The organism is Nostocoides sp. HKS02, from assembly GCF_009707485.1.
Taxonomy (GTDB): domain Bacteria; phylum Actinomycetota; class Actinomycetes; order Actinomycetales; family Dermatophilaceae; genus Pedococcus.
The window spans coordinates 2,788,568-2,813,572 of the sequence record NZ_CP046121.1 but is presented as its reverse complement, the minus strand read 5'-3'; the positions used below and the strand labels follow the sequence as shown (position 1 = coordinate 2,813,572).

Below are 25,005 nucleotides of genomic sequence, written 5' to 3'. Positions count from 1 at the left end.
TCCGGGTCATCGCACGGACGATCCCACCCACGAGACCGGCACGGCCATCCATGGCATGATCGTGGCATGATCGTGGCATGGCCAAAGCACGACTGAGCACGACCGTGGACTCCGAGCTGCTGAACCGGGCGCGCACGGTCCACGGAAAGCACACCGACGCTTCGCTGCTCGAGGCGGCGCTCACGGCATACCTGGCGCAGCATCGCGACGCCGAGATCGATGCTGCGTATGCCAAGGCATACGCGGAACACCCGATCGACGAGCCCGACGCCTGGGGCGACCTGGCGTCCTGGAGCGACGCCCTGCGGGTGGCGGACCCGCGGTGACCTCGCTTCCCCAGCGCGGCGAGGTGTGGTGGTGCGAGCTTCCTCAGGTCGGGCGTCGCCCGGCCCTGGTCCTCTCCCGCGATGCAGCCATCACAGGCCGTCGACGCGCGATCATTGCTCCCTGCACCACGACCGTTCGCGGCCTGCTCACGGAGGTCGAGCTGCACCCAAGCACCGACCCGGTCCCACGACCATGCGTCGCCAGCCTGGACGCCGTCGAAAACGTTTCGGTCGCGCTCCTCGTCGACCGGATCGGCCGCGTCTCCGAAGCCCGCATGAGCCAGGCCTGCGCGGCACTCGCGGTCGCCACCGGTTGCGCTCTCTGAGTCGCCGGGTCTCTAGACCGGACCGGCAGCCACGATCCGCTCGACCACCCAGGCCACCTCGGCAGCGACCCGTTCGGGCGGCGAGGTCGGCTGCACCACGTGGCTCAGCACCAGTCGCACGACGATCTCCACCAGCCGCGCGACCTCCGCGTCGCTGAACTCGGCCGCCTCCGGCCGCACCTCGACGGCCGCGCCGACCACGGCACTGGCGCGCGCAAGCAACAGCTCGGAGTCCGTGGTGAGCAGGGGCAGCAGCGAGGCGCTGCCACCCTGCGCCGAGACGAGCACGTCCTTGAGCAGCGGGTTGTCCGCGGCTGCGCGCATGACCGACTCCACCGCCCGGCCGACGGCGTCGACGAGCACGTCTCCCGTCGTCAGCTCGCCGGTGACGAGCTCGAGGAACGACTCGAGCTCGCGCATGACGAGGGCCTCGCCCAGCGCCGGTTTGCCGCCGAACTCGTTGTAGACCGTCTGCCGGCTCACGCCCACGAGGTCTGCGACGGCCGACATGGTCACCGATCCCCAGCCCCGACCGACCGTCAGCTCCGCCGTGGCGTCCAGGACCCGAGCCCGCAGTCGCTCGCGCGTCTGGTCAGCGAACCGGGCCGCACTCACCGCGAGTCCGCGTCCGCGGGCACGGCCACCGGCTCGAAGTCGACCTTGTCGCGCACCGCGCAGTCCGGGCAGGTCCAGTCATCCGGAACGCTCGCCCACGGGGTGCCAGGCGGGAACCCCTCCCGCTCGTTGCCGACGGTCTCGTCGTAGACGTACCCGCAGCCCGGGCACCGGAACTCGCTCACGCCGCCAGCCTGTCAGAGCCACCGGGGCGCGCCCACCCGGCATACCGGCGCAGCATGCGGTCCCGGTTGCGGGGGTGGAGGTTCGCACGGGTGAGGTCGCCCTCGAAGTGGGCCAGGACGAGCGGGTCCATGACGCGGCGCCACGCCCACGGGACGAGGGCGAGCACGATCATCCCGGCATACCCGGTCGGCAGCACCGGGGACTCGGGGAAGTCGCGCAGGGCCTGGTAGCGACGGGTGGGGTTGGCGTGGTGGTCGCTGTGCCGTTGCAGGTGGTAGAGCAGGACGTTCGTCGCGAGGTTGTTGCTGTTCCACGAGTGGCTGGGGTCGACCCGCTCGTAGCGCCCACCGTTGACCCGCTGCCGCCGCATGCCGTAGTGCTCGAGGTAGTTGACCGTCTCGAGCAGCAGGACGCCCATGACTGCCTGGATCATCAGGTAGGGCAACAGGTTCCACCCGAACGCGGCCAGCAGCGCACCCCAGAGCACCACCGAGAAGGACCACGCGTTGAGGATGTCGTTGCGCAGGGTCCAGGGCGTGCCGCCGCGGCGCGACAGCCGAACCCGCTCGAGGCGCCACGCGTTGCGCAGGCTGCCCACGACGGTCCGCGGCCAGAACTCGTAGACCGTCTCGCCGAGCCGGGCGCTGGCGGGGTCCTCGGGGGTCGCGACGCGAACGTGGTGGCCGCGGTTGTGCTCGATGAAGAAGTGGCCGTAGAAGGTCTGCGCGAGCGCGATGCGGGCGAACCACCGCTCGTGCTCCTCGCGCTTGTGCCCGAGCTCGTGCGCGGTGTTGATGGCGATGCCGCCGACACAGCCGAGGGTGACGGCGAGGCCGATCTTGTCGACCGTGGAGAGACCCAGGTGGGTGAGCGCCCAGCAGCCCCAGACCAGGGTGCCGTACTGGAGGGGGGAGGAAGAGATAGGTGATCCAGCGGTAGAACCGGTCCTCCTCGAGCCAGTCGAGCAGCTCCTCGGGCGGGTTCTGGGCGTCGCGGCCGACGAGCACGTCGATCACCGGGATGACGCCGAAGACGAAGATCGGCCCGAACCACCAGAAGACCCCCCACCCGGTGAGGTGCACCCACAGCCCGCCCACGGGGCCGAGCAGCGGGATCACCAGTCCGAGCACCCACAGGTGCCGCTTGGGGTCCGTCCACTGCGGTGCGTATGCCGTCGAGTCGCCAGCCGGGGTGCGGTCACCGTTCATGGACACGATGGTAGGTATCGTCCATGGATTTGACAATAGCTCTTGGTTTGTAAATTCCTCCACTCGGCCTACTGCGCGGTGACCTCGCGGGCCAGCGCCGGGGGCATGTAGTCGTAGCGCACGAACTGGCGCGTGAACGTGCCGGTGCCGTGCGACACCGAGCGCAGGTCGACGGCATACCGCGACAGCTCGTGGGCGGGGATCTCCGCGTGGATCACGGTGCGACCGCCGAGCTCGGACGGCTCGGTGCCGTGCACCTGGCCGCGTCGCCCGCGCAGGTCGGCCAGCACCCCGCCGACCGCGTCGTCAGAGACCTCGATGCGCACCTCGTCGATCGGTTCGAGCATCGACACCGTGGTGTCGTTCGCGGCCTCGCGCAACGCCATGCCGGCAGCGGTCTGGAACGCCATGTCGGAGGAGTCGACCGAGTGGGCCTTGCCGTCGAGCAGGGTGACCCGGACGTCGACCACCGGGTAGCCGGCCAGGACGCCCTTCTCCAGCTGGATCCGCGCACCCTTCTCCACCGAGGCGATGAACTGGCGGGGAACCGCGCCGCCCACGACCTTGTCGACGAACTCGATGCCCGCGCCACGCTCGAGCGGGTCGATCTGGAGCTGGCAGACCGCGTACTGACCGTGGCCCCCCGACTGCTTGACCAACCGACCCTGCACCGTCGTCGGGCGCACGAAGGTCTCCCGCAGGGAGGTCCGCATCGGCTCCACCTCGACCGGAACGTGGTAGCGCGACTCCAGGGTCGAGATGAGGTGCTCGACGTGCGCCGGGCCCATCGCCCACAGCACCAGCTGGTGCGTCTCGGCGTTGTGCTCGAGCCGCATGGTGACGTCCTCGGCGACCAGGCGTTGCAGGGCCGAGGCGAGCTTGTCCTCGTCGCCCTTGGAGCGGGCGTGGATGGCGACCGGCAGCAGGGGGTTGGGCAGCAGCCACGGCTCGACCAGGGCGGGTCGGTCCTTGCGCGAGAGGGTGTCGGAGGTCTCGGCGCCGGCCAGCTTGGACACGAGCACGATGCTGCCGGCGATCCCGGCAGAGAGCGGTCGGCTCTCCTCGACCACCGGAGCGGCGAGCGGCCCGATCCGTTCGTCGTCGGTGTCGTGGTCGGCGTGCTCCTCGACCAGGTGGGCGGCGAAGTGCTGCAGGTGGCCGGACAGGTGCACCGGCTCGTCGGGGCGCAGCGTGCCGGAGAACACCCGCACCAGCGACTGCCGCCCGACGAACGGGTCGGTCGCGGTCCGGACCACCTCGGCGACCAGGGGGCCGTCGGGGTCGCAGGTGACCGGCCCGAAGTCACCACCCGCGGGTGTGTAGACCGTCGGCACCAGGGCGTGCACGGGCGACGGGAACCCCTTCTCGAAGAGTTCGAGCAAGGCCTCGACGCCTACCCCTGACGGGGCGTGGGTCGGGAGCACGGGGAAGAAGCGGGCGGTGGCGATGGCGGCCCGCAGGTCCAGGGCAACGGCGTCGGTGTCGACCTCCTGGCCGCCCAGGTAGCGCTCGAGCAGGGTCTCGTCCTCGGACTCCTCGATGACCGACTCGATGAGCTCCCCACGCTGGGCGTCGATGAGCTCACCCTCGTCGACGGTGGGCTCCCGGTCGACTCCCTCCCCGGCGCTGAACTCGGTCACGGTGCGTCGCAGCAGGTTGAGCAGGCCCCGCACCGACCCGTCCTCCATCAGGGGCAGCGCGAGCGGCTGCGCGTCGCCGAACGCACGTCGACACGCCTCGGCGGTCGCCTCGAAGTCGGCCCGTGCCTGCTCGAGCCGCGTGACGGCCACGGCACGCGGCATACCGAGGACCTCGCACTCGCGCCACAGCAGGCGGGTGGCCTCGTCCACCCCGTCGGCGGCGGACACGACGAACAGCGCGGCGTCGGCGGCGCGCAGCCCGGCGCGCACCTCACCGACGAAGTCGGGGTGCCCGGGGGTGTCGAGCAGGGTGACCACGAGTCCCCCGGTCGGGACGGCCGCGGCGGTCAGGGCGAGGGTCGACGCACTGTCGCCTTCACGAGAGCGGCGGCCCGGAATCCGGGCCGCCACCATCGTCTCGAACAGGGCCGTCTTGCCGCCCCCGCTGGCCCCCACCAGCACCACGTTGCGAATCTCCTCGGGCGATCCCGGCCCCTCAGCCTCGGTGAGACGGTTCATGAGGTCACCTTGCTCTTGCAGGCGAGACGGCACAAGGGGTCAACCGCGCAGGGCGACCGCCAACGGCAGCAGCGCCGCCACCACCAGCAGCGTGTCGGCGCGACGCCACGGGGCCGGCTGGGCCCACGAGCGCCGCTGGGCGGACGCGAAGCCCCTGGCGTCCATGGCCACCGCGAGCTCCGCGGCCGACTGCAGGGAGCGGACCAGGATGCCGACGGTCAGGGCCGCGAGCTCAGAGAGCACCGACTTCGGCGAGCGCAGCGTGGCGCCGACCCCGCGGATCCGCCGGGCCCGGCCGATCTCGGACCAGAGGTCGCCGAAGATGTGGATGCGCTGCAGCGCTGCGGCGAGGGCCACCACCGGTCGTGGGGGCAGGCGCAACCGCTGGGCCAGGTGGTCGCCGAGGGCGTCGGCGTCGACGTGCTGGATCAGCACCGCCGACGGCAGCACGATGATCAGCACCCGCAGTCCACCGGTCGCGGCCAGGGCGAGATCTCGCGTGCCCAGCAGCCACGTCGACCACGCCACGGATCCCGCGGCGAGCAGACCGGGCGCCAGCCGCACGGCCACGGCGCGGAGCCGACCGGGGGGCGCGGGTCCGGATCCGGGGGCCCAGAGCCCGAGCACGCTGAGGGCCAGCTCGACGGCCAGTACGACCACGCTCGTGCGCCAGTGCGGGGAGACGACGCCGGCGGGGATCGCCAGGCCAGCGGCAGCGAACAGCGAGAGCGGACCGCACCGCGCGACGAGGGGGCGGCGCGGCGCGGGCGGCTGCGGTGGCTGGGTCGGGCGGGTCACCGGCGTGACGCGGTCGGCGCGCGCGACCACGGCGTCATCGTGGGTGGTGAGGACGACGGCCGACCCGGCATCACGCAGGGCCTCGACGACACCCATCACGGCCGCCCACGTCAACCGGTCCTGGCCGACGGTCGCCTCGTCGGCCAGCAGGACGCTCGGCTGGTGCACGACGGCTGCCGCCATCGCCAGCCGGCGCTGCTCGCCGCCCGACAGGTGCCGGGGATCGGCGCTGCGCAGGTGGCTCAAGCCGAGAGCGTCGAGCAGCAGGGTGGCGCGGGCGAGCGACTCGGACTCGACCAGCCCCACGGCGCGCGAGGTCGTCATGGCCTCGTCCAGCACGGTGCGCGCGACGATCGTGGCACTGGCCCACTGGGGCACCCAGGCCAGCGCGCGGGCGAGCTCCACACTGGACCAGGCCGTCGGCTCACGAGACCCGTGCGGCGCGAGCTCGGGGTGGACGCGCACGGGTCCACCCTCGTGGTCGAGCAGACCCGCCAGTGCGAGCAGCAGGGTGGACTTCCCGGACCCGCTGGGGCCCACCAGCGCGTGGACCTGCCCCGCCCTCGCCTGGAACCACTGGTCGTCGACCGCGACCGTGCGGCGAACCGAGCCGTCGAGGCGTCGGACCGCGCGCTCGACCGTGACGCCCGCGGCGTCCAGGGCCACGACATTGGCGCCGAGCCGTCCAGGACCGAAGGTGGCCGCCGGTATGCCGCGCGGCTGCGGATCGGGGCATCCAGGCACCCAGATGCCCTGGGCGGCCAGCGCCTCACCGCGTTCGCGCAGCACGCAGTCGGGGTCGCCGTCCGCGACCACTCGGCCCGTGCGGTCGAGCACGACGAGGCGGTCTGCGAAGTCCACCCACGGCCCGAGCCGGTGCTCGACGACCACCGTCGTCAGGCCGCGAGCGCGCACGACCTCCTCGACGCTGGCCCGGACGGAGGCCGCGTTGTCGGGGTCGAGCATGGCCGTGGGCTCGTCCAGCAAGAGCAGTGTGGGTTCGAGCGCGAGTGCTCCCGCGAGCGCGAGGCGCTGCTGCTCTCCCCGGAGAGGGTGTGGGTCGGGGTGTCCTGGGGCATGGTGAGCCGCACCGCCGCGAGGGCGGCGGCGACCCGCGCGGGCATGGCGGCACGCGGCATACCGAGGTTCTCGAGGCCGAAGGCCACGTCGCGCCCGATGGTGGCCGAGACGATGCCTGCCCCGGGCTCCTGGAGGACCAGGCCAACGGTCCCGGCCCGCGAGCCGGGCTCGGCCCCGTCGACGAGCACGGTGCCGCTGCGCTCGCCCGCATCAGCGACCTCGAGGACTCCGGCGAGCCCACGCAGCAGCGTGGACTTGCCGGAGCCGCTGGGCCCGACGAGCAGCACCCGCTGGCCTGCCGGGAGGTCGAGGTCGAGGCCCGGGATGACCGGGTCGAGGCGACCGAACGGCCGCCAGGTCAGGCCCCGGACCTCGACGTGGCCCGGGCCCTCAGACAGCGCGGGACTCCCTGGCTTCCTGGCCGGGTGGGAACGCGCCGAGCGCACCAGCCTTGGCGAGGGCGGTGGTGAGCGCCCAGCCGAGGCCGCCCGCGACGAGCGCGCCCGAGATCGTGAGGATCACGCCGTAGACGAGCTTGTAGGCCATGCCCCAGTCGGTCCAGTAAACGAACCACTCGTAGACCGCCTCGAAGGGCGCCGACAGGGCGCCCGCGAGCAGCGCCGCGCCGATGCCGAACGCTCCATAGCCCAGCACGACGAAGGCGAGCTCGGCGCCGAGCCCCTGCAGGATGCCGGAGATGAGGGCGGTGAACCCCCACTGGCTGCCGGGAAGCATCTCGACGAGGGCCGCGATCACCTCGCACAGGAGGGCTGCGCCGGGGCGCCGGATGACCAGGCCACCGACGACGCCGGCCATCAGCCACGGGCCGCCGGTGAGACCCTGCAGCGGCGGAAAGAGGTTGCCCAGGGCGGTGGCGGGCGCCAGGTAGGCGAGCCCCCAGCCCCAGTAGGCGATGCCGAACGCGGCGCCGAGGAAGGCGACGGTCAGCAGGTCGACGGTGCGCCAGCCCAGGAGTGGGCTGGACGCTCGGATACTGCGGCGTCGAGGCGCGGCAGCAGGGTCGGCCGAGGTGGCCGGGGTGTTGGTGGTGCTCATGTTTCCTTCTCCCGTGGAATCCGGTGGATACCTCGGGGAGACACCAGTCGGGAGATCGCACCGGGGCGCGGCCGCCCGACAGGTGCCTGAGAACTCGACTCCCTACGCCGGTGCGAACCGGATCAGGTGTGAGGGTCTGCGGTTGCCCGCACTCTCAGCGCTCGCGCGCTCCCCTGTCGTGACGCGTCGAAGACTACTCCAGCCTGTGGCAGGGTGGAGGCGACAGGCAGGGCGACTTCTGAGAGGTGACAACCATGGGCGCACTCGTGTGGCGGGTGATGGGCACGGGATCGGCGGTCCTGGCGGGGATCATCGCCAACAAGGTCGTGACGCAGATCTGGAAGAAGGCCGGTCGCGACGCGGTAGTCGACCCGAGGGACCCGCGCACCCCGTGGCTCGACGCAGTCTTGTTCGCAGCGCTCACCGGGCTCGCCGTGGGCGCGGCCCGGACCATCACCACCCGCAAGGCGGCCGAGTACTACCAGAAGTCGGCGGGACACCTGCCCAAGGCCATGCAGCAGGGCGACGCCTAGGACTTCGCGGAACCCATGCTCCAGGAACCTCGCGGCTCGAGGTCGAGGGCACGGGCGATCGGTACGCCAGCGCGGTAGGACAGGTGGACGTACGACGGCGCATCGAGCACGGCCAGGTCTGCGCGGGACCCGACGACCAGTCGCCCGATGTCGGTGCGCCGCAACGACTTCGCCGATCCGGCGGTCGCGGCATACACCGCTTGCGCGGGCGTGAGGCCCATCTCGCGGACGGCGAGGGCGATGACGAACGGCATCGACGAGGAGTAGCAGGTGCCGGGGTTGCAGTCGGTGGCGAGCGCGATCGAGACCCCCGCGCGCAGGAGCCCCGCCGCGTCGGGGTACGGCGACCGCGTCGAGAACTCCACCCCCGGCAGCAAGGTGGCGACGGTGGCGTCGGAGGCGTCGGCGAGAGCGGTCACATCGGCGTCGGAGAGGTAGGTGCAGTGGTCGACGCTGGCTGCCCCGAGCTCGACGGCGAGCTGCACTCCTGGCCCGTGGCCCAGCTGGTTGCCGTGGACGCGCAGGCCCAGGCCCGCGGCCCGACCCGCCTCCAGCACGACCCGTGCCTCCTCGCCGGTGAACGCGTGGGCCGACGCCGGCTCGCAGAACACGTCGATCCACAGCGCATGGGGACGGGCCGCCTCGAGCATCGGCCCGGTGACCAGCTCGAGGTATGCCGCGCGGTCGCCGGCATACTCGCTGGGCACCACGTGCGCGCCGAGAAACGTCGTCTCGGTGGTGACCTCGCTGGCCAGGCGCAGCGCCCGCGCCTCGTCCTCCACGGTCAGCCCGTAACCGCTCTTGATCTCGATCGTGGTGGTGCCCTGGGCGCGCATCTCGGCGACGCGCTCGGCGAGCAGGACCCGCAGGACGTCGTCGTCGGCGGCTCGGGTTGCCGCGACCGACACCCCGATCCCGCCGCCGTCATAGGGGCGACCCGCCATGCGCGCGGCGAACTCCTCGCCCCGGTCGCCGGCGAACACGAGGTGGGCGTGGGAGTCGACGAAGCCGGGCAGCACCGCGCGCCCGCCGACGTCGATGCTGTGGTCGGCGGCGGGTGCACGCGAGGCCGGACCGATCCACACGACAGACCCGTCCTCGACGACGACCGCGGCATCCCGACGGATGCCGAGCCGGTCAGGGGTGGAGTCGTCGCAGGTCACGAGCTCGCCGATGGCGGTGACGACGGTGCTGCTCACTGGTGTTCCCGGACGTCGGCGAGGGCCTTGGCGAGCAGCTCGGCGACGTCACCGAGCTGGTGATGGGCGCCATCGACGACCGGCCGACCCCCCACGACGACGCGGTCGACATCGGCCCTGGTCGCGCAGTAGAGGATCTGACCGGGCTTGGTGCCCATGGTGTTGACGGTGTCGGCTCGCACGACGACGAAGTCGGCGACCTGCCCCTCGACGATGCGGCCGGCGTCGGACCAGCCGAGGCTGCGGTAGCCCTCCACCGTGGCCGCCTCGAGCAGCTCATCGGGGCTGAACCGGCCGCGCTCGTTGCTGAGGAGGCGCTCGTGCATCTCGAGACCGCGCAGCTCCTCGAACGGGTCGATCACGGCGTGCTGGTCGGACCCGAGCGAGAGGCGTGCGCCGGCCTCGGCCAGCGCGCGGGCGGGGCCGATGCCGTCAGCGAGGTCGCGCTCGGTGGTCGGGCAGAAGCAGGCCGTGGCCCGGGCGTCGCCGAGCAGCGCGATGTCGCCGTCACTGAGGTGGGTGGCGTGGACGGCGCTGAACCGCTCGTTCACGAGCCCGGCCTCGGCCAGCAGCTCGGTCGGGGTCGCGCCGTAGAACATCTGGGTCGCGAGGTTCTCGGCAGGCTGCTCGCTGACGTGGGCGTGGACCACTCGCCCCCGGGTGACCTCGGCCATGGGTGTCAGCTGCTCACGCGGCACGGCGCGCACCGAGTGGACCGCGGCGCCGATGCGGGTCGTGGCGTCCGGGGCGAGCGAGGCGACCCGGGCCGCCCAGGCATCGACGTCGTGGTCGGCGAACCGGCGCTGGACGTCGTCGAGGGGCAGGTGGCCGTCGCCGCTCAGACCCCCGCTGAGGTAGCACGTGTCGAGCAGGGTCAGCCGCACCCCGGCCTCGCGCGCGGCCTCGATCAGCGCGTGCCCCATGGCATTGGGATCGGCGTAGGGACGGCCGTCCCGGTCGTGGTGGACGTAATGGAACTCGCCCACGGCCGTGATGCCCGCCAACGCCATCTCGGCGTAGACGGCGCGCGCGAGCGCGAAGTAGCGGTCGGGGTCGAGCTGGCGAGTCACGGCATACATCTGCTCGCGCCAGGTCCAGAAGTTCCCGCCGTCGCCGTGGGTCCGACCGCGCAGGGCGCGGTGGAAGGCGTGGCTGTGGGCGTTGGCGAAACCGGGCACCACGACGCCGCGCAGCACCTCGTCGCCGGGCTGGGCTCGCACCTTGGCGTGGACCGCACCGAAGCTGCCGTCGACGACCTCGAACCGCACGTCGTGGGCGAGGCCCGCGGGCAGCCAGGCGTGCTCGGCCCAGTAGTGCGTCATCGCACCTCACCTGCAAGGTCCTCGAGGACCGTCGCGAGCGCCGCGACTCCCTCGAGGCAGTCGGACAGCTCCGCGTGCTCAGCGGGCGAGTGCGAGATCCCGGTCGGGTTGCGAACGAACAAGCATCGCGGTCGGGACCCCCGCGTTGGCGAGGATGCCGGCGTCGTGGCCCGCACCCGTGCCCAGCACCGGTATGCCGCCGAGCCGGGTCTGGAGGCGGGCGGACAGGGGGCTCGTCGAAGGCGGTGGAGGGCGTCCAGGACTCCTCGACGATGTGGCCGCCGGACTGCTCGACCATGGCCGCGATGTCGGCGACCGCGCGGCGGACCGCCCGGGGGCTGGCGCCTCGCGCGTCGAGCCACCCCGTGACGGCGCTGGGGATCGCGTTGACCCCGCCCGGCACGACCTCGACCTTGCCGACCGTTGCCACGCAGCCGTGCGTGATGGCGGCCTCGCGGGCGGCCAGCACGGCGCCGGCATACCCGAGCATGGCGTCCTGGCGGTCCTCGAGACGCGTGGTGCCCGCGTGGTTGGCCTCGCCGGTGAACTCCATCCGCCACCGGCCGTGGGGCCAGATCTCGGAGCCGACGGCGACCGGGTGATCGAGGTCGATGAGGCCGCGGCCCTGCTCGACGTGCAGCTCGACGAACGCACCGATCCGGCCGACGGTCTCGTCGTCGCGACCGAGGTGGTGGGGATCGCGCCCTGCGGCGGTGAGCGCCTCGGCCATGGAGACGCCGTCGGCGTCGGTGAGGCTGCGCGCGCGCCGGGCGGTCATGGCGCCGGTGATGACGCGCGAACCCGCACAGGCGACCCCGAACCGCGCACCCTCCTCGTCGACGAAGTTGACGATTCCGACCGGGCGGACGGGGGCAAACCCCTTGTCGCGCAAGACGTCGAGCGCGGCGAGGGCGCTGACGACGCCGAGTGGTCCGTCGAAGGCACCCCCGTCGGGGACGCTGTCGAGGTGGGACCCGGTGACGACGCCCTTGTCGCCCCGCCGGACCGCCTCGTCGGGGTCGCCCCACCACGCCCACTGGTTGCCCATGCGGTCCTCCGTGAGGTCGAGGCCCCGCTCGGCGCACTCGGCGGCAAACCACTCGCGCAGGTCGTGGTCCGCACGGGTCCACGCGAACCGTCGGTAGCCGCCGGTCTGGGGAGTGCGTCCGACGGGCTCGAGGTCAGCCCACATCGACTCGAAGCTCACGGTGCCCTCTCTGCGACTCATTGCGGAACCACCAGACCATTCCACACCAGTGCGTGGACTGCGGGGCCGGGTCGCGCCCCAATTCGTCTCGGATTCCAGACTGCGTATGCCTGGACCAGGCCCAGTGCCCGGTCCAGGGGTGGGGTTTAGGGTGACCAAGGTGAGCGAGTCAGAGCCAGCAGCGGCAGCGGCCGAGGCCGGCGAGCAACGGGCCGCCACCGCCCTGCTCGCCAGCGGTATCGAGCACACCTTGACCCGGCACGGCCGGGTCGGGTCCCTCGAGGAGGCCGCCGCCGCGCGCGGGGTCACACCCGCAGACATCGTCAAGACCCTCGTCGTGCGCCGGGCGGAGGACGACTACCTGTTCGTGCTCGTGCCGGGTGACCGCGAGATCTCCTGGCCCAAGCTGCGGGCTCACCTGGGGGTCAACCGGCTCTCCATGCCTGACGCTGCGACGGCCCGAGACGTCACGGGCTACGAGCGGGGCACCATCACGCCGTTCGGGTCGCTGACCGCGTGGCCGGTGGTTGCTGACACGACCCTCACGGGTCGCACCATCTCCATCGGAGCGGGCGCGCACGGTGTTGCCGCCACGGCATACGCCGATGAGGTCGTGCGCGCCCTCGCCGCCGACGTCGCGGACGTGACTGATCCCCGCTGACGTTCCGCGGGTTTGCGCGGCCTCGATCTGGGTAGGCACCCCGCAAACCAGGTGCATGGCGGCAAAGCCGTGCACGGCCATTGCAGGGGGCACGCAGGGCGTGCCGGAGACGGAGTGAAGATGAGCGCCGCAGACCAGCCACTGTCCGCCGAGGAACTGGCCGCCGAGGGGGGTAGCGCCCTCCCTGACAAGGAAGTGATGTCGCTGCTGGACCTCAACGCCGACCTCAACCTCGCGCTCGACGTCGCGGCCCCGGTGGACCTCGCCGTCGCCGCGAACGCCAACGTCGCGGCGCCGATCGACGCCGCAGTCGGGGCGAACATCCTGTCGGTGGGTTCGACGGACGCCTCACTGGCCCACCAGGACGTCAGCATCGACCAGGGCCTGACCGGCTCCGCCGTCGCCCACGCGCCGCAGCACAGCGGGATCGACCAGACCGGCACGACGACGGGCAGCACGACCGGCACCACCACGCCCGCGCCCGCCCCGGCGCCGGTGCCCGACACCACCGCGACGCCCGCGACGCCGACCTCGGCGCTCAGCGGCGATCTGCTCAAGGTGGACGTCAACGTGGCCGCCGACGCCAAGCTCGCCGCGCCGATCGACGGGGCGGTCGCAGCCAACGCCAACGTCGCGGCTCCGATCGACGCCTCGGTGTCCGCCAACATCGGCTCGGTCGCGTCCGATGCGACCGCCATCGCCGACCAGCACGGCTCCATCACCCAGCACCTCGACGGCACCGCCCAGGCCACCGCCGACCAGACGTCACAGATCAACCAGTAGTCGGCGCTGGGTGAGCCTGACGTCGTCGTCACCTGACACGTCGGAGGCAGTGCGCGGTGTGCCCGTGCCTGCCTCCGGCCTTGTCCTGCTCGGAGAGATGCGGGGATCCGGCTACCGGACGCCCCCTGCCCTGGTCCAGCGCCCGAACGGGCAGACGGTCCAGCTGACCAGGTTGCTCTACCTCGTCCTCGAGGCCATCGACGGACGCCGCACGTACGCGCAGATCGCCGAGGTGACCAGCGCGGCATACGGTCGGCAGGTCGCGGCTGCCGATGTCCAGCAGCTCGCCGAAGCCAGGCTGCGCCCCCTGGGGCTGTTGCGCGCCGCCGACGGCTCCGAGCCGCAGGTGCAGAAGTCGAACCCGTTGCTCGCTCTGCGGCTGCGCTGGGTCGTCTCCGACGCCGCGGTCACCCGCCGCATCACCGCACCGTTTGCGCGGCTCTTCGCACCCGTCCTGGTGGCGGTCATCGTCGCGGCGTTCCTGGTGATCTCGGCCTGGCTGCTGTTCACCAAGGGGCTGGGGTCAGCGACGTACCAGGCGTTCGACCAGCCGCTGCTGTTGCTCGTGGTCTTCGCCATCACCGTCTTCTCGGCGGGCTTCCACGAGTTCGGCCACGCGTCGGCCTGTCGCTACGGTGGCGCCACGCCGGGTGCGATGGGCATGGGGCTGTACCTCGTGTGGCCGGCGTTCTACACCGACGTCACCGACAGCTACCGCCTGGGGCGGCCCGGCCGACTGCGCGTCGACCTGGGCGGTCTCTACTTCAACGCCCTGATGGGCGTGGCGATGTATGCCGTCTGGTTCGCCACCCGGTGGGACGCCCTGCTCCTCATCCTCGCCGCCCAGCTGCTCCAGATGGTGCGCCAGCTCGCGCCCATGGTGCGGTTCGACGGCTACCACACCCTGGCCGACCTGACCGGGGTGCCTGATCTCTATGCGCGCATCGGCCCGACGCTGCGCAGCCTGGTCCCGGGCCGACCGACCGAGCCCCGAGCCGCCGAGCTCAAGCCGTGGGCGCGCGCGGTGGTGACGACCTGGGTGCTGCTCATCGTCCCGCTGATGCTGTTCACCCTGGCGCTCATGGTCCTTGCCCTTCCGCGAGTGTTGGGCAGTGCCTGGCACAGCGTGCAGGCCCAGGCGCACGACCTGTCCGTCGACTGGTCCGGCGGCGATGCCACCGGGGTGGCCGTGCGGCTGCTGGCAGTGGTCGCGGTCGCCCTGCCCATCCTCGGGACGCTGCTCATCCTCGCCCGTCTGGTGCGACAGCTGACCACGACGACCTGGAAGCGCACACAGGGTCGGCCGGGTCGCCGAGCCGTCGCAGGGGTACTGGCGGCCGCGCTGGTCGCCGGCCTCGCGTGGGCCTGGTGGCCGGACGCCAACCGCTACCGGCCCGTCCAGCCGTTCGAGCGAGGCACGGTGCTCGACAGCATCCCGGCGGCCGGGATCGGCAACCCTCAGCTGCGAGACGGTCAGATCGCGTCGGCGCCACACACCGTCTGGGCATCGGCCACCGCTCCGCCCACCAAGGACCACCCCGAGCTCGCCCTGGTGCTCGTCCCCAAGGGCTCCGGTGGCACCACGGGCTCACGCCCGGCATGGGTCTTCCCCTTCAACCGACCGAGCGCTCCGGGGGCAGGTGACACCCAGGCGCTCGCGGTCAACACGACCAACGGCTCGTCCCTGTATGACGTGGCGTTCGCCCTGGTCTGGGCCGACGGCCCCAGCGTGACCAACCGCAACGAGGCGTACGCCTTCGCCAGCTGCACGAGCTGCCAGACCGTCGCGGTGGCCTTCCAGGTCGTCCTCATCGTCGGTCATGCCAACGTGGCGATCCCCCAGAACCTCTCCGGAGCGGTGAACTACTCGTGCATGAAGTGCGTGACCTACGCCCTCGCCCAGCAGCTGGTGCTGACGGTGCCCGGTGAGCTGAGCAGTGACGCCCGCGCGCGGCTGGACGCCCTGTGGCAACAGATCACGGCGTATGCCGCGCACCTCCGTGACGTGCCGCTGGACCAGATCCGCACCCAGCTGCTCGCGTACCAGGAGCAGATCACCACGATCGTCACGGCCGCGGCCACCTCTCCGGGGGCGACGCCCGGCCCGGGTCCGACGGATGGCGCGTCGGCGTCCCCGACCCCCGGGAGCCCTGGCGCGGTCTCGTCCTCACCGACCGCCAACGCCACCGGGGCGCCCGCTCCGGCGACCGCGCCGGCCGGCGGGACCACGGGAGCAGGTCAGTCGGGACCGGTGCCGAGCCCGACGGTCGATGCGTCACCGACGACGGCCGTCGATCCCACCCCGACGGCGACCGCGACCACCACGCCCTGAGGGAGGGTGCCGGGCCACCTCGTGACCCGGCATCCTCGCGGGGTCAGCCCTCGCGGGGTCAGCCTTCGCGCATCGGGATGCGCACGCCCTGCTCGCGCGCCGTCCGCTCGGCGATGTCGTAGCCCGCGTCGACGTGGCGGATGACGCCCATCGCCGGGTCGTTGGTGAGGACCCGCGCAAGCTTCTGCGCGGCCAGCTCGGTGCCGTCGGCCAGCGAGACCTGTCCGGCGTGCAGCGAGCGACCGATGCCGACGCCGCCGCCGTGGTGGATCGAGACCCAGCTCGCCCCGGACGAGGTGTTGACGAGGGCATTGAGCAACGGCCAGTCGGCGATCGCGTCCGAGCCGTCGAGCATGGCCTCGGTCTCGCGGTAGGGACTGGCCACCGACCCGGTGTCGAGGTGGTCACGGCCGATGACGATCGGCGCGCTCACCTCGCCGGTGCGGACCAGCTCGTTGAAGGCCAAGCCGGCCTTGTCGCGCTCACCCTGACCCAGCCAGCAGATGCGGGCAGGCAGGCCCTGGAACGAGATCCGCTCCTGCGCCCCCTTGATCCACTTGTGCAGCCGATCGTTGTCGGGGAAGAGGTCGAGCACGGCACGGTCGGTCGCCGCGATGTCCTTGGGGTCTCCGGAGAGCGCCACCCAGCGGAACGGGCCCTTGCCCTCGCAGAACAATGGGCGGATGTAGGCCGGCACGAACCCGGGGAACTCGAACGCGCGGTCGTAGCCGCCCTGCCGCGCCTCGTCGCGGATCGAGTTGCCGTAGTCGAAGACCTCGGCGCCGCCGTCCTGGAACTCCACCATCGCCTGGACGTGCTTGGCCATCGACTCGCGCGCCCGGTCGGTGAACTCTTCGGGCTTCTTCGCGGCGTACTCGTGCCAGTCGCCGACCTCGATGCCCTCGGGCAGGTAGGAGAGGGGGTCGTGTGCCGACGTCTGGTCGGTCACGATGTCGATCGGCACCCCGCGCCGCAGGAGCTCGGGGAACACCTCGGCTGCGTTGCCGACCACGCCGACCGACCATGCGCGCCGCTCGTTCTTCGCGGCCACGGCCTTGTCGATCGCCTCGTCGAGTGAGGACGCGACCTCGTCGAGGTAGCGGTGCTCCACCCGGCGGCGCAGCCGCGACTCGTCGACGTCGACGATGAGGCACGCGCCCTCGTTCATGGTCACCGCAAGCGGCTGGGCGCCACCCATGCCGCCGCACCCGCCGGTCAGGGTGAGCGTGCCCGCCAACGTGCCACCAAAGCGCTTCTCGGCGACGGCGGCGAACGTCTCGTAGGTGCCCTGGACGATCCCTTGGGTGCCGATGTAGATCCACGAGCCCGCGGTCATCTGGCCGTACATCGTCAGGCCGAGCTGCTCGAGGCGACGGAACTCCGGCCAGGTGGCCCAGTCGCCGACGAGGTTGGAGTTCGCGATGAGCACCCGGGGCGCCCACTCGTGGGTCTGCATGACGCCCACCGGGCGACCGCTCTGCACGAGCATGGTCTCGTCCGGCTTGAGCGTCGTGAGGGTGCGGACCATGGCGTCGAACGACTTCCAGTCGCGCGCCGCCCGGCCGGTGCCGCCGTAGACCACGAGGTCGTCAGGGCGCTCGGCGTTCTCGGGGTCGAGGTTGTTCATGAGCATCCGCAGCGGAGCCTCGGCGCCCCAGTGCTGGGCGGTGAGCTGGCTGCCGCGGGGAGCGCGGACGGGGCGTGCGCCTTCCATGTCGTTCTCCTTCACTACGTCTGTTCGGTATGCCGGTGGGTTCAGTTCAGGGTGCCTGTGACGGCTTCGGCGGCGGTGACGACCGCTCCGCTGGCGACGAGCTGCACGGCGGTCTCGATCTCGGGCGCGAGGAACCGGTCGGTGCCGGGAGCCGGAGCACCCGCCTCGCGCAGCGCGCGGACCACGGCAGCAGTGGCGGGCGACGGCTCGAGCGGCGCCCGCAGGTCGAGCGCGCGAGCGGCGGTGAGCAGCTCGACCGCCAGCACCCGGCTCAGCCCGTCGACGGAGCGGCGCAGCTTGCGCGCGGCCGACCACCCCATCGACACGTGGTCCTCCTGCATCGCGCTGGACGGGATCGAGTCGACCGACGCCGGGCTGGCGAGCCGCTTCATCTCCGAGACGATGGCGGCCTGGGTGTACTGGGCGATCATGTGGCCGCTGTCCACGCCGGGGTCGTCGGCGAGGAACGCGGTGAGTCCGTGGTTGCGGGCCACGTCGAGGAAACGGTCAGTGCGCCGCTCGCTGATCGAGGCGAGGTCGGCGGCGACGATCGCGAGGAAGTCCAGCACGTAGGCCACGGGAGCTCCGTGGAAGTTGCCGTTGGACTCCACCCGCCCGTCGGGTGTCACGACCGGGTTGTCGACCGCCGAGGCGAGCTCGAAGCCGGCCACCTGCGCGGCATACTCCACGGTGTCGCGGACGGCACCGGCCACCTGCGGCGAGCAGCGCAGCGAGTACGCGTCCTGCACCCGGGTGCACGCCTCGGGGTCACGGTGGCTCTCGCGGATCTCGCTGTCGCGCATGAGCTTTCGGAGGTTCTCGGCAGACCGGGCCTGGCCGGGCTGGGGGCGCAGGGCGTGCAGGTCGGCGGCGAAGACGTCATCGGTGCCCAGCTGGCCCTCGACACTCATCGCGGCGGTGACGTCGGCGACCTTCAGCAGCATGCGCAGGTCGGTGATCGCCAGGACGAGCATGCCGAGCATGCCGTCGGTGCCGTTGATGAGGGCCAGGCCCTCCTTCTCGCGGAGCTCGACCGGGGTGATGCCTGCCGCGGTGAACGCGTCGGCCGTCGCCATTCGTTCGCCGCCGCGGTCGCGCACGACGCCCTCGCCCATGAGCGCCAGCGCGCAGTGCGACAGGGGGGCGAGGTCACCTGAGCAGCCGAGCGAGCCGTACTCGTGGACGACCGGGGTGATGCCAGCGTTGAGCATGGCGACGTAGGTCTGCAGCGTCTGCTCGCGGATGCCGGTGCGCCCGGTGGCCAGGGTCGAGATGCGCAGGAGCATCAGCGCGCGGACGACCTCACGCTCGACCTCCGGGCCGGAGCCGGCGGCGTGCGAGCGCACGAGCGAGCGCTGGAGCTGGGCGCGCAGCTCGAGCGGGATGTGGCGGGTGGCCAGCGCGCCGAAGCCCGTCGAGACGCCGTAGTGCGGGATCACGTCGTCGGCCAGCGCCTCGATCACCGCGCGCGTCCGGCGCACCTCGGCGAGGGACGCCTCGGCGATGACCACGTGGGCGTCGTGCCGGGCCACCGCCACGACGTCGTCGAAGGACACCGGGCCGGTGCCGACGGTGACAGTGTGCGTGGAGGTGGTCTGCGTCATGCCTCCATTGCAGCGGAGGTATGCCGCCCCGGCGCGCCTTGGGACCCCCATTCCGTCTCAGGTCTGAGACGATGCCACCATGGCGAATGCACCCGCAGCAGGGCAGGCGCTCGCGCTGCTGAGCCTGCTGGCCCGGCATACCGAACCGCTTCCGGCGGGAGCCATCGCGCGCGACCTGGGCCTACCCCGGTCGACGACCTACCACCTGCTCACCGTGCTGCGCGACCACGGGTACGTCACCCACCTCGCCGAGGAGCGGCGGTACGGCCTCGGCGTGGCCGCGTTCGAGCTGGGCTCCGCCTACCAGCGGCAGGCACCGCTGCAACGCATCGCGCGACCGCTGCTCGGGCGGCTGGTCGACAGCACGACGCACAACGCCCACCTCGCTGTGCTCCACGGACGCGACGTGCTCTACGTCATCGAGGAGCGCGCGCCCGGCCGGCCGCTCCTGGTCACCGATGTCGGCGTCCGGCTACCCGCCTCGCTCACGGCGAGCGGACTGGCCATGCTCGCCGAGCTCTCCCCCGCGCAGGTACGCGCGTTGTTCCCCCACCGCGACAGCCTCGTCCAGCGCGACGGAGCGGGCCCCACGTCCGTCAGCGAGCTGCGCCGTCAGCTCACCGAGGTCCGCAACCGGGGTCATGCGGTCGAGGACGGCAGCATCAGCCCTGGCCTGGCATCGGTGGCCCACGCGGTGCTGGACCACACCGGGCACCCGGTGGCGGGCGTCGCCGTCACCTTCCCCAGCGACCAGGTCGACGAGGCGGAGCGCGCCCGGTTGGTCCAGGCCGTCACCCGGACCGCCGTCACCCTCACCACGCGCATCGGCGGGCGACCTCGGACGCGACCGGCGCCGTCACCGTGATCCGATGACCACACACCACGCCCCAGCCGTGACCGTGGTGGTCCTCTGCGGGGGCTCTGCGCGGCGCTTCGGCAGCGACAAGACGCGCGCCGACCTCGCCGGCACCACCGTCCTCGACCGCCTGCTCGGCGGGCTGCCGGGTCACTGGCCAGTGATCTGCGTCGGCGCACCGCGTCCGGTGCCGCGCGAGGTCACCTGGTGCCAGGAGCATCCTCCGGGTGGCGGACCACTCGCCGCCCTGGCCGCGTCGCTGCCGGGGGTGAGCAGCCCGGTCCTCGTCCTCCTCGGCGGCGACATGCCGTATGCCGCCCACGCGGCTCCCAGCCTCGTCTCGGCCCTCGACCTCGCGCCGGACGCGGACGCGGCGGTGGGCCGCGATGGCGCCGGGCGTAGCCAGCCGTTGCTCGCGGCATACCGGACGGCAGCGTTGGCAGGTGCACTGCCGAACGATCCCGTGGGGATGCCGCTGATGCGCCTGCTCGACACCCTGCGAGTGCTGGACGTCCCGGTGGACCCGGTCGCGGCCCTCGACGTCGACACCCCCGAGGACCTCGAGCGGGCGCGGCATAGGCTCGAGGGATGAAGGCCATCACGATTCCCCAGCCCGGTGACGCCTCGGCGCTCGTCCTGGCCGACGTCCCCACGCCCGAGCCCACCGAGGGCGAGGTGCGTGTGCGGGTGGTCGCGGCCGGGGTCAACCGAGCCGACGTGATGCAGCGGATGGGCTTCTACCCGCCTCCGGCGGGCGCTCCCGAGTACCCGGGCCTCGAGGTCAGCGGGACGATCGACGCGATCGGTTCTGGCGTGCAGGGCTGGGCCGTCGGCGACGAGGTATGCGGCCTGCTCTCCGGCGGGGGGTACGCCGAGCTCGTGTGCGTGCCCGCCGAGCAGCTGCTGCCCGTCCCGTCCGGTGTGGCGCTGGCGGACGCAGCGGCACTGCCCGAGGTCGTCAGCACCGTGTGGTCCAACGTCTTCATGACCGCGAACCTCCTGCCGGGGCAAACCGTCCTCGTCCACGGCGGGTCATCGGGGATCGGCACGATGGCGATCCAGCTCGCCCGCGAGGTGGGTGCCCGCGTCGCCGTGACCGCAGGGTCGGCCGAGAAGCTCGAGATGTGCCGCTCGCTCGGTGCCGAGATCCTGGTCAACTACCGCGAGCAGGACTTCGTCGACGTGGTGTTGGCGGCCACCGGTGGCGCCGGTGCCGACGTCATCCTCGACAACATGGGCGCGGCATACCTGGCTCGCAACGTCGATGCGCTGGCGGTCAACGGGCGTCTCGTGGTGATCGGCCTGCAGGGCGGCGCGAAGGCCGAGCTCGACCTGGGACAGCTGCTGCGCAAGCGGGCCGCCGTCATCGCCACGTCCCTGCGGGCTCGACCCGCCGCGGAGAAGGCAGCCATCGTCGCCGCGGTCCGCGAGCACGTCTGGCCACTGATCGAGTCGGGCCGGGTCAAGCCCGTCATCCATTCGCGCCACGCCCTCGGCGACGCCGCCGAGGCCCACCGCGAGCTCGAGGCCAGCGGCCACGTCGGCAAGATCCTGCTCACCACCTGACGACCGCTCTGCCAGTCTGGGCCCCTGACCGCCCTCGCCACGGCCCTCGTCGCCCTCGTCGCGCTGATCCACGTCTACATCCTCGTGCTCGAGATGTTCCTCTGGACGACGCCGCGTGGCCGGGCGGCGTTCGGACTCGAGGAGGAGTTCGCCCGCCAGACGAAGGTGCTGGCCGCGAACCAGGGGCTCTACAACGGCTTCCTCGCAGCCGGGCTGGTCTGGGGCCTGGTGGGTCCGCAGCACCTGCGCTTCGGCACGCAGGTGTTCTTCCTGCTCTGCGTGGTCGTCGCCGGGGTCTACGGCGCCGCCACGGCCAGCCGCAGGATCCTGCTCGTCCAGGCCGTGCCTGCGGCGGTGGCCCTGGCGGCCGTCCTGCTCTGGCACTGAGGGCCGCGCTCCTGTCGTCCGGACCTGTAGCAGGATGGAGGTCATGACCGAGCAGCCACAGCAGCCCCAGCCCGACGACTCCGGTGCCGACCAGCCCCGCGTCGTGGTCGTGACCCAGGACGGCATGGGCGTCGCCCCGCACTCCGAGGAGCACGACGGTCCGACCAACCCCGCCGACCTCGTCGAGCAGCCGGCCAAGGTGATGCGCATCGGCTCGATGATCAAGCAGCTGCTCGAGGAGGTGCGCAACGCCCCGCTCGACGACGCCGGCCGGGTCCGCCTCGCCGAGATCCACCGACGCTCGATCAAGGAGCTCGAGGATGGCCTGGCCCCCGAGCTGATCGACGAGCTGGAGCGGATCGCGTTGCCCTTCAACGAGGACCACGCCCCGACGGACGCCGAGCTCCGGATCGCCCAAGCCCAGCTGGTCGGGTGGCTGGAGGGGCTGTTCCACGGCATCCAGACGGCGCTGTTCGCCCAGCAGATGGCTGCCCAGCAGCAGCTCGCCCAGATGCGGCGGGCCCTCCCGCCGGGCCACGCTCCCGACGGCACCCAGGGCATGCCAGGCATGCCTGGTGGGCCGGGCGCCCCTGGTATGCCGGGCGACGACCAGCACAGCGGACCCACGGGCCAGTACCTCTGACCGTCCCGACGCGCGCAGTTCCCCGTGCAGCAACCTCTGCTGCTGAGGTTCCTGCAGGTCGTCAGCCGACGGCGGCCGCCGCAGCGCGCCCAGCGGCTCGCCCCGAGAAGATGCACCCGCCCAGGAAGGTGCCCTCGAGCGCGCGGTACCCGTGCATCCCTCCGCCGCCGAACCCGGCCACCTCACCCGCGGCATACAGCCCGGGAACCGGCTCGCCGGAGTCGGACCGGACCCGCGACGAGAGGTCGGTCTCGAGCCCACCCAAGGTCTTGCGGGTGAGCACGTGCAGCCGCACCGCGATGAGCGGCCCGGCCTCGGGGTCGAGGATGCGGTGCGGGCGCGCAGTACGAATCAGCTTGTCACCGCGGTAGTTTCGCGCGCCGCGGAGGGCCGTCACCTGGGCGTCCTTGGAGTACGGGTTCTCGAGCTGACGGTCCCGGTCGACGATCTGGCGCTCGAGGTGGGCCAGGTCGAGGGGCGCGTGCGGGGTGAGCGCGTTCATCTTGGCGACCAGCTCGGGCAGCGTGTCGGCAGAGACGAAGTCCGCGCCCTTGTCGAGGAAGGCTCGCACCGGCGCAGGCATGTCGGCGCGGGCGCGGCCGAGCACGTCGCGCACGGACTTGCCGGTGAGATCAGGGTTCTGCTCCGAGCCCGACAGGGCGAACTCCTTGCCGATGATCTTCGCGGTGAGGATGAACCAGCTGTGGTCGTGGCCGGTCTGACGCAGGTGGGCGAGCGTGCCGAGGGTGTCGAAGCCCGGGAACAAGCGGCGCGGGCAGCCGATCGCCGTTGCCGTCGAACCACAGCGAGCTCGGCCCCGGCAGGATGCGGATCGCGTGACCGGGCCACAGCGGAGCCCAGTTCTCGATGCCCTCGACGTAGTGCCACATCCGGTCGCGGTTGACGATGCGCCCGCCGGCCTGCTGGGTGATCGCCAGCATGCGACCGTCGACGTATGCCGGGACGCCGGTCAGCAGGTGCTGCGGCGCCGTGCCGAGTCGTTCGGGCCAGTTGGCGCGGACCAGATCGTGGTTGGCCCCGATGCCGCCGCTGGTGACGACGACAGCCTGGGCGGAGAGGTCGAACTCTCCGACGGCGTCGCGGTTCGTCGCTCGGCCGCGCTCCGCGGGGTCGGGGGCAAGCAGCGTCCCGCGCACCCCGGTCACGGCTCCACCGGAGGCGACCAGCTCATCGACCTGGTGACGGTGCCGGATCTCGACGCGCCCCGCCGCCACGTGCTCGGCGACCCGACGCAGGAAGGGCTCCAGGACGCCAGGCCCGGTTCCCCAGGTGATGTGGAACCGCGGCACCGAGTTGCCGTGCCCTGAGGCGGAGCCGTCCCCCCGCTCGGCCCAGCCCACCACGGGGAAGAACCGCATCCCCTGCTGGTGCAGCCAGGACCGGCTCTCTCCTGCCGCGAAGTCGACGAACGACCGCGCCCACTGCACCGGCCAGCGGTCCTGGTCGTCGAGGCGGTCGAACCCGGCCGTGCCCTGCCAGTCCTGCCACGCCAGGTCGACCGAGTCCTTGATGCCCAGGCGACGCTGCTCGGGGCTGTCGACGAAGAACAACCCGCCGAACGACCAGTGCGCCTGGCCGCCCAGATTCGCCGGACTCTCCTGGTCCACCACGAGCACCCGCCGCCCCGCGTCCGCGAGCTCGGCAGTGGCCACGAGCCCCGACAGACCTGCTCCGACCACGATGACGTCAGCGTCCATGCGCTGAAACTACCGGTCGGTAACCGCCGGCGTCACCCACACCTGACCATCGGACACCCGGAACCGCACGTCCGCCAACGTCTCGACCACGGCGTCGGCGATGAGGTCGGCGAGCGCCGTGGTGGTCGTCACGGCCAAGGTCGCACACCCGGCCGCCCGCGCCGCCTCGAGCCCGCCGGGCGCGTCCTCGACGACGAGGCACCGGCCGGGGTCGACGCCCAACCGGGCGGCGGCCAGCAGGAACGGGTCGGGGTGGGGCTTGCCCCGCTCGACGTCGCTGGCCGTGACGACGACCCTGGGAACCGGTAGCGACGTCGCCGCGATCCGGGCATCGGCCAGCGGGGTCGTGCACGAGGTCGCGATGGCGCAGCGCTCGACCTCGCCCATCAGGGCGGCGAGCGCCTCGAGCGCGCCCGGCAGCACGGTGATGCCGTGGGTGTCGGCGACCTCGATCGCCTCGATCCGGTCGACGGCCGCGTCCACCCGCTCGGGCGGCAGCAGCCGCTCGGCGATGCCGCGCGCCGGAACGCCGTGGAAGCCGGCGAGCCGACGGGGGTCGACACCCTCCTCGTCAGCCCACCTCAACCAGCTGCGGACCACCGCAGGGATCGAGTCGATCAGCGTCCCGTCCATGTCGAACAGCACCGCGTCGAATCCACCGTCCTCGACGATTCCCAAGGTGCGTCCGAAGGCGTGTTCCGTACTGCGTCCCACGGTGCCCGGCAT

Annotated in this window: 25 protein-coding genes, 2 pseudogenes and 1 riboswitch; of the genes and pseudogenes, 12 read left to right on the top strand and 15 right to left on the bottom strand. The window is 72.2% G+C overall.

Features of this window, described 5'->3' with window-relative positions; genetic code table 11:
* The first annotated feature begins 77 nt into the window (after nucleotides 1-77).
* Both GKE56_RS13560 and GKE56_RS13555 read left to right on the top strand, forming a co-directional pair.
* Nucleotides 78-326 (top strand): antitoxin MazE5, encoded by a 249-nt coding sequence (locus GKE56_RS13560; RefSeq protein WP_154684981.1) that lies wholly within the window; start codon nucleotides 78-80, stop codon nucleotides 324-326.
* Nucleotides 323-652 carry a type II toxin-antitoxin system PemK/MazF family toxin gene (locus GKE56_RS13555; RefSeq protein WP_154684980.1) on the top strand — a complete coding sequence of 110 codons (330 nt, stop codon included), beginning with the start codon at nucleotides 323-325 and terminating at the stop codon, nucleotides 650-652. The genes GKE56_RS13560 and GKE56_RS13555 overlap by 4 nt, the downstream gene beginning before the upstream one ends.
* A 12-nt stretch (nucleotides 653-664) precedes the next feature.
* On the opposite strand, the gene GKE56_RS13550 is transcribed toward GKE56_RS13555, so the two are convergent.
* Genes GKE56_RS13550 through GKE56_RS13540 form a run of 3 tightly spaced genes read right to left on the bottom strand, consistent with a single transcriptional unit; the run spans nucleotide 665 to nucleotide 2,249 of the window.
* Nucleotides 665-1,267 carry a TetR/AcrR family transcriptional regulator gene (locus tag GKE56_RS13550; protein ID WP_154684979.1) on the bottom strand — a complete coding sequence of 201 codons (603 nt, stop codon included), beginning with the start codon at nucleotides 1,265-1,267 and terminating at the stop codon, nucleotides 665-667.
* Entirely contained in the window at nucleotides 1,264-1,452 is a 189-nt protein-coding gene (locus GKE56_RS13545; protein ID WP_154684978.1) for a rubredoxin, read from the bottom strand. The genes GKE56_RS13550 and GKE56_RS13545 overlap by 4 nt, the downstream gene beginning before the upstream one ends.
* Nucleotides 1,449-2,249, bottom strand: a complete 801-nt coding sequence (locus GKE56_RS13540; RefSeq protein ID WP_230209338.1) for an alkane 1-monooxygenase — start codon at nucleotides 2,247-2,249, stop codon at nucleotides 1,449-1,451. The genes GKE56_RS13545 and GKE56_RS13540 overlap by 4 nt, the downstream gene beginning before the upstream one ends.
* Between GKE56_RS13540 and GKE56_RS17625 the strand changes: the two genes are divergently transcribed.
* Nucleotides 2,145-2,381 carry a hypothetical protein gene (locus GKE56_RS17625; RefSeq protein WP_230208973.1) on the top strand — a complete coding sequence of 79 codons (237 nt, stop codon included), beginning with the start codon at nucleotides 2,145-2,147 and terminating at the stop codon, nucleotides 2,379-2,381. The genes GKE56_RS13540 and GKE56_RS17625 overlap by 105 nt on opposite strands.
* Before the next feature lie 348 nt (nucleotides 2,382-2,729).
* Here GKE56_RS17625 and GKE56_RS13535 read toward each other — a convergent pair whose 3' ends face one another.
* Genes GKE56_RS13535 through GKE56_RS13525 form a run of 4 tightly spaced genes read right to left on the bottom strand, consistent with a single transcriptional unit; the run spans nucleotide 2,730 to nucleotide 7,754 of the window.
* Nucleotides 2,730-4,820 carry an elongation factor G-like protein EF-G2 gene (locus GKE56_RS13535; RefSeq protein ID WP_154684977.1) on the bottom strand — a complete coding sequence of 697 codons (2,091 nt, stop codon included), beginning with the start codon at nucleotides 4,818-4,820 and terminating at the stop codon, nucleotides 2,730-2,732.
* Between the two features lie 39 nt (nucleotides 4,821-4,859).
* Nucleotides 4,860-6,605 (bottom strand): ATP-binding cassette domain-containing protein, encoded by a 1,746-nt coding sequence (locus tag GKE56_RS13530; protein ID WP_304650402.1) that lies wholly within the window; start codon nucleotides 6,603-6,605, stop codon nucleotides 4,860-4,862.
* Nucleotides 6,515-7,144, bottom strand: coding sequence for an ATP-binding cassette domain-containing protein (locus GKE56_RS17940; protein ID WP_304650401.1), 630 nt, complete (start codon nucleotides 7,142-7,144; stop codon nucleotides 6,515-6,517). Before GKE56_RS17940 ends, GKE56_RS13530 begins: the two co-directional genes overlap by 91 nt.
* A complete protein-coding gene (locus tag GKE56_RS13525) occupies nucleotides 7,089-7,754 on the bottom strand; it encodes an ECF transporter S component (protein ID WP_154684976.1) in 666 nt (221 codons plus the stop codon). Before GKE56_RS13525 ends, GKE56_RS17940 begins: the two co-directional genes overlap by 56 nt.
* Before the next feature lie 82 nt (nucleotides 7,755-7,836).
* A riboswitch (TPP riboswitch) is annotated at nucleotides 7,837-7,939 on the bottom strand.
* 69 nt (nucleotides 7,940-8,008) lie between these two features.
* On the opposite strand from GKE56_RS13525, the gene GKE56_RS13520 reads away from it, so the two are divergent.
* The gene (locus GKE56_RS13520; protein ID WP_154684975.1) at nucleotides 8,009-8,287 is read left to right on the top strand and encodes a DUF4235 domain-containing protein; all 279 of its coding nucleotides are present in this window, start codon (nucleotides 8,009-8,011) and stop codon (nucleotides 8,285-8,287) included.
* On the opposite strand, the gene hutI is transcribed toward GKE56_RS13520, so the two are convergent.
* The 4 genes and pseudogenes from hutI to GKE56_RS13505 form a co-directional block, all read right to left on the bottom strand.
* On the bottom strand, nucleotides 8,284-9,486 hold the full coding sequence (gene hutI / locus GKE56_RS13515; protein WP_154684974.1) for an imidazolonepropionase: 1,203 nt from the start codon (nucleotides 9,484-9,486) through the stop codon (nucleotides 8,284-8,286). The two genes, GKE56_RS13520 and hutI, sit on opposite strands and share 4 nt — an antisense overlap.
* A complete protein-coding gene (locus GKE56_RS13510) occupies nucleotides 9,483-10,808 on the bottom strand; it encodes a formimidoylglutamate deiminase (RefSeq protein ID WP_154684973.1) in 1,326 nt (441 codons plus the stop codon). The genes hutI and GKE56_RS13510 overlap by 4 nt, the downstream gene beginning before the upstream one ends.
* Nucleotides 10,805-10,930: a hypothetical protein gene (locus GKE56_RS18340; protein ID WP_370518406.1), complete on the bottom strand. Its 126-nt coding sequence runs from the start codon at nucleotides 10,928-10,930 to the stop codon at nucleotides 10,805-10,807. Before GKE56_RS18340 ends, GKE56_RS13510 begins: the two co-directional genes overlap by 4 nt.
* Before the next feature lie 170 nt (nucleotides 10,931-11,100).
* A pseudogene (locus tag GKE56_RS13505) lies at nucleotides 11,101-12,000 on the bottom strand (allantoate amidohydrolase); the annotation flags it as partial.
* A 175-nt stretch (nucleotides 12,001-12,175) separates the two neighbouring features.
* On the opposite strand from GKE56_RS13505, the gene GKE56_RS13500 reads away from it, so the two are divergent.
* From GKE56_RS13500 to GKE56_RS13490, 3 genes are all read left to right on the top strand, one after another.
* Entirely contained in the window at nucleotides 12,176-12,676 is a 501-nt protein-coding gene (locus GKE56_RS13500; protein WP_230208972.1) for an aminoacyl-tRNA deacylase, read from the top strand.
* A 120-nt stretch (nucleotides 12,677-12,796) separates the two neighbouring features.
* Nucleotides 12,797-13,459, top strand: a complete 663-nt coding sequence (locus GKE56_RS13495) for a peptidoglycan-binding protein (RefSeq protein WP_154684971.1) — start codon at nucleotides 12,797-12,799, stop codon at nucleotides 13,457-13,459.
* A 64-nt stretch (nucleotides 13,460-13,523) separates the two neighbouring features.
* A complete protein-coding gene (locus tag GKE56_RS13490) occupies nucleotides 13,524-15,791 on the top strand; it encodes a hypothetical protein (RefSeq protein WP_230208971.1) in 2,268 nt (755 codons plus the stop codon).
* Between the two features lie 58 nt (nucleotides 15,792-15,849).
* Here the strand turns inward: GKE56_RS13490 and hutU are convergent, their stop codons facing one another.
* Complete coding sequence (gene hutU / locus GKE56_RS13485; RefSeq protein WP_154684969.1) at nucleotides 15,850-17,505, bottom strand: urocanate hydratase; 1,656 nt, start codon at nucleotides 17,503-17,505, stop codon at nucleotides 15,850-15,852.
* Nucleotides 17,506-17,546: 41 nt separating this feature from the next.
* Nucleotides 17,547-19,109 (bottom strand): histidine ammonia-lyase, encoded by a 1,563-nt coding sequence (gene hutH / locus GKE56_RS13480; protein WP_154684968.1) that lies wholly within the window; start codon nucleotides 19,107-19,109, stop codon nucleotides 17,547-17,549.
* Nucleotides 19,110-19,188: 79 nt separating this feature from the next.
* Here hutH and GKE56_RS13475 point away from each other — a divergent pair, with 79 nt between their 5' ends.
* From GKE56_RS13475 to GKE56_RS13455, 5 genes are all read left to right on the top strand, one after another.
* Nucleotides 19,189-19,974, top strand: coding sequence for an IclR family transcriptional regulator (locus tag GKE56_RS13475; RefSeq protein WP_154684967.1), 786 nt, complete (start codon nucleotides 19,189-19,191; stop codon nucleotides 19,972-19,974).
* A 4-nt stretch (nucleotides 19,975-19,978) separates the two neighbouring features.
* Nucleotides 19,979-20,557 carry a molybdenum cofactor guanylyltransferase gene (locus GKE56_RS13470; RefSeq protein WP_154684966.1) on the top strand — a complete coding sequence of 193 codons (579 nt, stop codon included), beginning with the start codon at nucleotides 19,979-19,981 and terminating at the stop codon, nucleotides 20,555-20,557.
* Nucleotides 20,554-21,531, top strand: coding sequence for an NAD(P)H-quinone oxidoreductase (locus tag GKE56_RS13465; RefSeq protein ID WP_154684965.1), 978 nt, complete (start codon nucleotides 20,554-20,556; stop codon nucleotides 21,529-21,531). Before GKE56_RS13470 ends, GKE56_RS13465 begins: the two co-directional genes overlap by 4 nt.
* A 93-nt stretch (nucleotides 21,532-21,624) precedes the next feature.
* Entirely contained in the window at nucleotides 21,625-21,918 is a 294-nt protein-coding gene (locus GKE56_RS13460; protein WP_230208970.1) for a DUF1304 domain-containing protein, read from the top strand.
* A 43-nt stretch (nucleotides 21,919-21,961) separates the two neighbouring features.
* Nucleotides 21,962-22,561 (top strand): bacterial proteasome activator family protein, encoded by a 600-nt coding sequence (locus GKE56_RS13455; RefSeq protein WP_195908125.1) that lies wholly within the window; start codon nucleotides 21,962-21,964, stop codon nucleotides 22,559-22,561.
* A gap of 61 nt (nucleotides 22,562-22,622) precedes the next feature.
* On the opposite strand, the pseudogene GKE56_RS13450 reads toward GKE56_RS13455, so the two are convergent.
* Both GKE56_RS13450 and GKE56_RS13445 read right to left on the bottom strand, forming a co-directional pair.
* Nucleotides 22,623-24,279 (bottom strand): annotated as a pseudogene (locus GKE56_RS13450) (FAD-binding dehydrogenase).
* Nucleotides 24,280-24,288: 9 nt separating this feature from the next.
* Nucleotides 24,289-25,005, bottom strand: a complete 717-nt coding sequence (locus GKE56_RS13445) for an HAD-IA family hydrolase (RefSeq protein WP_154684962.1) — start codon at nucleotides 25,003-25,005, stop codon at nucleotides 24,289-24,291.

What these genes read in the sequence shown, in the direction of transcription:
- GKE56_RS13560 (WP_154684981.1), top strand. Translation starts at nt 78, where the DNA reads ATGGCCAAAGCACGACTGAGCACGACCGTGGACTCCGAGCTGCTGAAC.
- GKE56_RS13535 (WP_154684977.1), bottom strand. Translation starts at nt 4,820, where the DNA reads ATGAACCGTCTCACCGAGGCTGAGGGGCCGGGATCGCCCGAGGAGATT.
- GKE56_RS13525 (WP_154684976.1), bottom strand. Translation starts at nt 7,754, where the DNA reads ATGAGCACCACCAACACCCCGGCCACCTCGGCCGACCCTGCTGCCGCG.
- GKE56_RS13520 (WP_154684975.1), top strand. Translation starts at nt 8,009, where the DNA reads ATGGGCGCACTCGTGTGGCGGGTGATGGGCACGGGATCGGCGGTCCTG.
- GKE56_RS13510 (WP_154684973.1), bottom strand. Translation starts at nt 10,808, where the DNA reads ATGACGCACTACTGGGCCGAGCACGCCTGGCTGCCCGCGGGCCTCGCC.
- GKE56_RS13495 (WP_154684971.1), top strand. Translation starts at nt 12,797, where the DNA reads ATGAGCGCCGCAGACCAGCCACTGTCCGCCGAGGAACTGGCCGCCGAG.
- hutU (WP_154684969.1), bottom strand. Translation starts at nt 17,505, where the DNA reads ATGGAAGGCGCACGCCCCGTCCGCGCTCCCCGCGGCAGCCAGCTCACC.
- hutH (WP_154684968.1), bottom strand. Translation starts at nt 19,109, where the DNA reads ATGACGCAGACCACCTCCACGCACACTGTCACCGTCGGCACCGGCCCG.
- GKE56_RS13475 (WP_154684967.1), top strand. Translation starts at nt 19,189, where the DNA reads ATGGCGAATGCACCCGCAGCAGGGCAGGCGCTCGCGCTGCTGAGCCTG.
- GKE56_RS13470 (WP_154684966.1), top strand. Translation starts at nt 19,979, where the DNA reads ATGACCACACACCACGCCCCAGCCGTGACCGTGGTGGTCCTCTGCGGG.
- GKE56_RS13465 (WP_154684965.1), top strand. Translation starts at nt 20,554, where the DNA reads ATGAAGGCCATCACGATTCCCCAGCCCGGTGACGCCTCGGCGCTCGTC.
- GKE56_RS13460 (WP_230208970.1), top strand. Translation starts at nt 21,625, where the DNA reads ATGTTCCTCTGGACGACGCCGCGTGGCCGGGCGGCGTTCGGACTCGAG.
- GKE56_RS13455 (WP_195908125.1), top strand. Translation starts at nt 21,962, where the DNA reads ATGACCGAGCAGCCACAGCAGCCCCAGCCCGACGACTCCGGTGCCGAC.
- GKE56_RS13445 (WP_154684962.1), bottom strand. Translation starts at nt 25,005, where the DNA reads ATGCCGGGCACCGTGGGACGCAGTACGGAACACGCCTTCGGACGCACC.